This is a genomic window from Streptomyces sp. NPDC058469, from assembly GCF_042721125.1.
Taxonomy (GTDB): Bacteria; Actinomycetota; Actinomycetes; order Streptomycetales; family Streptomycetaceae; genus Streptomyces.
The window spans coordinates 35,816-42,084 of record NZ_JBHXME010000095.1; the positions used below are offsets into that span (position 1 = coordinate 35,816).

The window sequence follows — 6,269 nt, forward strand, 5'->3', positions numbered from 1 at the left end:
TGCAGGGTCAGTCCGAACTCAGCAGCCGCTCCCGGCACGCCTCCACGTCGAAGCCCGCCTTCGGGTACTGCGGATCCAGTGCCGTCAGGTGTTCCAGGAACAGGCGGCTGATGGCCCAGTTGCGGTACCACTTGCGGTCGGCCGGGATCAGGTACCAAGGGGCTTCCGGAGCGGAGCAGCGGTCGAGGGCGATCTCGTACGCCTGCTGGTACGCGGGCCACAGGGCGCGTTCCTCGATGTCGCCGGGGTTGAACTTCCAGTGTTTGTCCGGGTTGTCGAGGCGTTCGAGCAGGCGGCGGCGTTGCTGGTCGTAGGAGATGTGCAGGAAGCACTTGATGAGGGTCACGCCGTCGTCGGTGAGGGACTTCTCGAAGCGGTTGATCTGGGTGTAGCGGTCGTTGATCTCGCGGTGCGGGGCGAGTTCGCGGACGCGGGCGATGAGGACGTCCTCGTAGTGGGAGCGGTCGAAGATGCCGATCTCGCCGGAGTGGGGGAGGGCGCGTTTGATGCGCCAGAGGAAGTCGTGTTTGCGCTCCTCGGGCGTGGGTGCCTTGAAGGCGCTGATCCGGCAGCCGGAGGGGTTGAACAGGCCGATGACGTGCTTGACCGTGCCGCCCTTGCCGCTGGTGTCCATGCCCTGGAGGATCAGGAGCAGGCGGCGCCCGTCGCCTGCCGTGCTCGCCGCCCACAGGCGTTCCTGCAGGTCAGCGAGGCGCTCGCCCATCCGGGCGGTGTCTTTGAGGCCGGCGGCCTTGTCGGCGGGGCCCCCGGGGGTGGCCGTGGCGTCGTAGGAGGAGAGGTCGACCGGCTGGCCGGCGGGGACGCGCAGCAGCTCGCCGAGGGCGGGCGCCTTGCTCTTCTCGCGGCTCTCGCTCTTCTTCCGGCCCCGGCCTTCGTCCGGCTTCCCGTCCCCGTTCTTCTTCCGGTTCTCGCGCTTCGTGCCCTTCTTGGCCATGGGGCGTCCCTTCCGGTCGGTCCCTCGATCCTGCTGCGCGGGGGCGTGGCCCGCCAGTCAGCGTGCGGGACCGCCGGTCATGTCACTTCTCCACGGCCGGTGGGGGAGGAGGAGCGGCCTGTGGCTGCTGTGGTTGGGCGCGTTCCAGGAAGCGCAGCAGTTCGACCGGGAAGGGAAGGACCAGCGTCGAGTTCTTCTCGGCCGCGACCGCCACCACCGTTTGCAGCAGGCGGAGTTGGAGTGCGGCGGGCTGCTCGGACATCTGCTCGGCGGCTTCGGCGAGTTTCTTGGAGGCCTGCAACTCGGCGTCCGCGTTGATGATCCGGGCCCGGCGTTCGCGGTCGGCCTCGGCCTGGCGGGCCATCGAGCGCTTCATCGTCTCGGGGAGGGAGACGTCCTTGATCTCGACCCGGTCGATCTGTACGCCCCAGCCGACGGCAGGGCTGTCGATCATCAACTCCAGCCCCTGGTTGAGCTTTTCGCGGCTGGAGAGCAGATCGTCGAGGTCACTCTTGCCGATGATCGAGCGCAGGGACGTCTGGGCCATCTGGGAGACGGCGAAGCGGTAGTCCTCGACCGTGACGATCGCGTCGGCCGCGTTGACGACCTTGAAATAGACGACGGCGTCGACGCGCACGGTCACGTTGTCGCGGGTGATGCCCTCCTGTGCGGGGATCGGCATCGTCACGATCTGCATGTTGACCTTGCGGAGCCGGTCCACGAACGGGACGACCATGGTGAAGCCGGGTGCCCGCACCTCGCCGGCCACCCGCCCGAGGCGGAACACCACCCCGCGCTCGTACTGCTTGACCACCCGCGCCGCCGCGGCGACGTACACCACGCACGCGGAACCGGTCGCCGCGCCCGCCACCAGTAGTTCCTGGAGCATCCTGACCCCCTCGTCGAGAGGCCGTTGTGTCTACTCCTGCAAGGGTATGCCCGGTGCTGCTCCGGGGCCATGATCACCCCGGAGCAGGCACCGGCGCCGCTACTTCACGGCCGTGGCCTTGAGCGCGGTGACCTTCACCGGCTCGGTGCCGGCCGCGCTGTGCCGCTCGGCCCAGTTCTCCAGGGCCGTACGGCAGGCGTGGTCGAGGTGGTGCAGGCCGGAGAGGTGCAGTTCGACCGGCCGGTCCTGGGGGAGCGCCTCCAGGCTGTCGAGGATCTTCGGCAGCCGGAGGAAGGTCGCATTGCCCGACAGATACGCCTGCACGGGGCCCGCGCCCTTGTCGACGACCTCCAGCTTGATGTGCGAGGCCTCCCACGCCGTCTTCGCGACGGCCAGCGCGAGGCCGATGAGCACGCCCTCGAACATGCTGACCACGACGATCGACAGGGCCGTGACGACCAGGATCAGCGCCTCGCCCCGGTGCTCGCGCCACAGCGACACGATCTCCCGGACCGGGATCAGCTTGGCGCCGGCGTGCACCAGGATGCCCGCCAGGGCCGGGATCGGGATGTACGCGAGGACGTTCGGCAGCAGCGCCGCGAACAGCAGCAGCCATACGCCGTGCAGCACCCGGGACGCCTTCGTCCGCGCGCCCGCCTGCACGTTCGCCGCACTGCGCACGATCACCGCGGTCATCGGCAGCGCGCCGAGCATCCCGCACAGCGCGTTGCCCGCGCCCTGCGCCACCAACTCCTTGTCGTACTGGGTGCGTTGACCGGAGTGCAGCCGGTCCACCGCCGCCGCGCTGAACAGCGACTCGGCCGACGCGATCAACGTGAACGCGACGATCGTGCCCAGCACGCCGACCTGCGCCAGCTCACCGAACGCGCTCAGCGGCGGCGGCTGGAGCGAACCGAACAGCCCCTGCACCTCGACGGTCGCCACCGGCAGCCCGAGGGCGAGCGCGGCGAGCGTCGCGAGTCCTACGGCGGCCAGCGGACCCGGCACCGTACGCACCTTGGCCGGCAGGCGCTTCCACAGCACCAGGACGGCGATGGTGGCGGCGCCGAGCGCGAGCGAGGCCAGCGCTTCCGTGTTCCCGACGGCGTCGACGAGCACGCCGGGCAGCTCGACTATCTTGTCGAGACCCGAGGCCGGGGCCTTGGCGCCGGCCACCGAGTACAACTGCCCGGCGATCAGCACCAGTCCGATGCCGGCCAGCATGCCCTCGACCACCGAGACCGAGATGGCCCGGAAGTATCGCCCCAACTTCAGGACGCCCATGAGGATTTGGAGCACACCGGTCGTGAGCACGATGACTCCGAGGGCGGGCAGCCCGTACTCCCGCACCGCCTCGAAGACCAGCACGGTCAGACCGGCGGCGGGCCCGGACACCTGGAGGCTGCTGCCCCGCATGAATCCGGTGACGAGCCCGCCCACGATGCCGGTGACCAGGCCGAGTTCGGCCGGCACACCGGAGGCGACGGCCACACCCACGCAGAGCGGGAGCGCGACCAGGAACACGACGAGCGAGGCCGCGAAGTCCTGCCGTAGATAAGGGAACTTGGTCTTGTCGTTGTTCTTCTTCAGGCCGTTCATCTTCAGGTCCATGGCGCGACTCACAGGGCCTCGAACTGGTCGGTGTCCGCGCTGTGTTCGAGCACGGCACCGGTGTGCACCTCGTAGTACCAGCCGTGCACCCGCAGCCGTCCGTCCGCCAACCGCCGCTCCACACAAGGGTAGGAGCGCAGTCGCAGCAACTGGGCGAGCACGTGGTTCTGCACGGCCCCGGCGACCGTCGGGTCGGCGGTGTCGCTCGGGGCGGGTTCGTCGGCGGCGTGCGCGAGCCAGTCGCGTACGGCCGGGACGGCGGCGAGGTCGTCGCCGCGCACCAGCGCGCCGACGGCACCGCAGTGGGAGTGGCCGCAGACGACGACGTCCTGGACGCCGAGCACCTCCACGGCGTACTCGATGGTGGCCTCTTCGCTGGTGGGGCTGCCGGAGGCGTACGGCGGGACGATGTTGCCCGCGGTGCGCAGCTCGAAGAGCTGGCCGGGGCGGGCGCCCGTGATCAGGGCCGGGACGACCCTGGAGTCGGAGCAGGTGATGAACAGCACCTGCGGGGACTGGCCTTCGGCGAGTTTGGCGAACTCCTCAGGGCGTTGTCCGAACGTACGGGCGTTGTCGATGAGGGGCTGCATGAAGTACTCCTCCTGGCGCGCCCTCGGGGCGCGTCGGGCTTGCATGACAGTGTGCGTGGGGGAATTGACTGCCTGCTCAGCTCTCAGCAGCGGAAGACCTGAAGTGCCGCCGGAGTGTGTGCTGTCGAGGATCTCGATGTGCGGTGCCGCGCCGTGCCGGGCGCCATCGAGGTGCGTACGGCCGCCGGGTCCTGTGTCAGGAGCGGGCGCTCGGGCGTCTCGGGCCCGCAGTCGGCGGTGCGGTAACGGTCGCGCAGGCGCAGCGGGACGCTGGGGGTCCCGGAGGCGCCGCAGTCGCGGAACGTGATGGTCTCGGCGCGCAGGGCCTTGCCGCTGAGCTTGAGCCCGGGCAGTGCCTTGGCCTCCGCATGACGCGCTGTGTGCGCGGGTGCGAAGGATTCCGTGGGTGTGAAGAACTGGAGGGCGAGCAGGGCGGAAGTGAGGAGCGTCACGACGGTCCGAGCCGTCCTACCTCGGAACATGCGCCCCCCTCCGGCCAGTTCGTGTTCCTAGTACAGACCAAGGCCTGGTCAACGGCTGGTCAAGTAACACGGTAACCCGGTGAAGTAGTTTGCAGGGTTAACGCAGCGTTTCCGATGCAAGAGAGCGTGAAAAGCGCGCTTGGGCTGGCGTGAACTAGGCGGTTTTGACGAGGCCCTTGGCGTCCCGGGCCAGCGCGGTGAGACGGGAGATCGCGCGGAAGTACTTCTTGCGGTAGCCGCCGTTCAGCATCTCCTCGCTGAACAGCTGGTCGAAGGGCGACCCCGAGGCCAGGACGGGCACTTCACGGTCGTAGAGCCGGTCCGCGAGGACGACGAGCCGCAGCGCGGTCGACTGGTCGGGTATCGGCTGGACGTCGGTGAGGCAGACGGCCTTGAGGTCGTCGGTGAGGGCGCCGTAGCGGCTGGGGTGGACCTTGGCGAGGTGGTCGAGGAGGTGCGGGAAGTCGTCGAGGGAGGCGCCCGGGGTGGCGTACGCCGCCTTCGTCACCTGCTCGTCGGAGAACGGCGCCGGGGCCTCCGGCAGGCCGCGGTGGCGGTAGTCGTCGCCGTCGATGCGCAGCGAGCGGAAGTGCGCGGACAGGCCCTGGATCTCGCGCAGGAAGTCGACGGACGCGAACCGGCCCTCGCCGAGCTTGCCCGGCAGGGTGTTGGAGGTGGCGGCGAGCGCCACGCCCGCGTCGACCAGCTTGCCGAGCAGGGTCGACACGAGGACGGTGTCGCCCGGGTCGTCCAGCTCGAACTCGTCTATGCACAGCAGGCGGTGGCCGGAGAGCGTCTGGACCGTCTTCTGGAAGCCGAGCGCGCCCACCAGGTTCGTCAGCTCGACGAAGGTGCCGAAGGCCTTGAGCGCGGGCTCGGCCGGGGTCGCGTGCCAGAGGGAGGCCAGCAGGTGGGTCTTGCCGACGCCGTAGCCGCCGTCGAGGTAGACGCCACGGGGCCCGGCCGGGGTCTTGGCCGCCTTGCCCTTGCCGAAGCCCAGGAAGCCGCGCCTGGCGGTGCTCGCGGCGTGTGCCCCGCCGAGTCCGGCGGCGAAGGTCTCCAGGACGCCGACCGCCTCGGTCTGGCTGGGCTGGTTCGGGTCCGGGATGTACGTGGCGAAGCGCACCGAGTCGAAGCGCGGCGGCGGCACCATCTCGGCGACCAGCCGGTCCGCGGGGACGTACGGCTCACGGGCGCACAGGGACAGCGGGGCCGCGTCTGCTATCGGGCTGATCCCGGAGGCGGCAGTGGAGGACGACACGGTTCACCACTCTAAGGGCCGTGCCACACTGCACGACATGCGACGCCTGTTCCCTGTGACCGACGAAACAGCAGCCCAGGCCTCGAACGGGGCTCCCGATGCGCGTGGGGCGGACCGGGAGTGGGGGCTTGTGGAGCTGGCGGAGGCGTACGCCTACCCCGCCGGGAACGCCCCCTGGCTGCGCGCCAACATGGTGTCCACGCTCGACGGGGCCGGTCAGCACGAGGGCCGCTCGCAGCCCATCTCCGGCCCCGCCGACATGCGGATCTTCGGCACGCTGAGGGCGCTGTCGGACGTGGTGGTCGTCGGTGCGGAAACGGTACGCCAGGAGGGCTATCGACCCGCACGCGCGCGTGCGGAGTTCGCGGCCGCACGCACGCGTGCCGGACAGGGCCCCGCCCCCGCGATCGCGGGCGTGACCGCGCGCCACGCCCAGGAGGACTCGCTTCCGCTGGTGGCCACGCCCCAGGTGGCGGCGCGG

Annotated in this window: 7 protein-coding genes; 1 reads left to right on the forward strand and 6 read right to left on the reverse strand. The window is 70.1% G+C overall.

The genetic code is table 11. The features are described 5' to 3' along the window. Positions 1-7: 7 nt before the first annotated feature. The 6 genes from ACFWP5_RS32815 to zapE form a co-directional block, all read right to left on the reverse strand. Positions 8-955, reverse strand: a complete 948-nt coding sequence (locus tag ACFWP5_RS32815; RefSeq protein ID WP_384164797.1) for a PPK2 family polyphosphate kinase — start codon at positions 953-955, stop codon at positions 8-10. Positions 956-1,037: 82 nt separating this feature from the next. Further along, on the reverse strand, positions 1,038-1,844 hold the full coding sequence (locus ACFWP5_RS32820; protein ID WP_384164800.1) for a slipin family protein: 807 nt from the start codon (positions 1,842-1,844) through the stop codon (positions 1,038-1,040). A 99-nt stretch (positions 1,845-1,943) separates the two neighbouring features. Then, positions 1,944-3,455: a SulP family inorganic anion transporter gene (locus tag ACFWP5_RS32825; RefSeq protein ID WP_384164804.1), complete on the reverse strand. Its 1,512-nt coding sequence runs from the start codon at positions 3,453-3,455 to the stop codon at positions 1,944-1,946. 8 nt (positions 3,456-3,463) lie between these two features. Next, positions 3,464-4,045: a carbonic anhydrase gene (locus tag ACFWP5_RS32830; protein WP_384164807.1), complete on the reverse strand. Its 582-nt coding sequence runs from the start codon at positions 4,043-4,045 to the stop codon at positions 3,464-3,466. An 83-nt stretch (positions 4,046-4,128) separates the two neighbouring features. Continuing rightward, positions 4,129-4,527 (reverse strand): hypothetical protein, encoded by a 399-nt coding sequence (locus ACFWP5_RS32835; RefSeq protein ID WP_384164810.1) that lies wholly within the window; start codon positions 4,525-4,527, stop codon positions 4,129-4,131. Positions 4,528-4,681: 154 nt separating this feature from the next. Beyond that, positions 4,682-5,788: a cell division protein ZapE gene (zapE, locus tag ACFWP5_RS32840; RefSeq protein WP_384164813.1), complete on the reverse strand. Its 1,107-nt coding sequence runs from the start codon at positions 5,786-5,788 to the stop codon at positions 4,682-4,684. Positions 5,789-5,825: 37 nt separating this feature from the next. Here zapE and ACFWP5_RS32845 point away from each other — a divergent pair. After that, positions 5,826-6,269, forward strand: a 444-nt coding sequence (locus tag ACFWP5_RS32845) for a dihydrofolate reductase family protein (RefSeq protein ID WP_384164816.1), incomplete at its 3' end; no start/stop codon positions are given.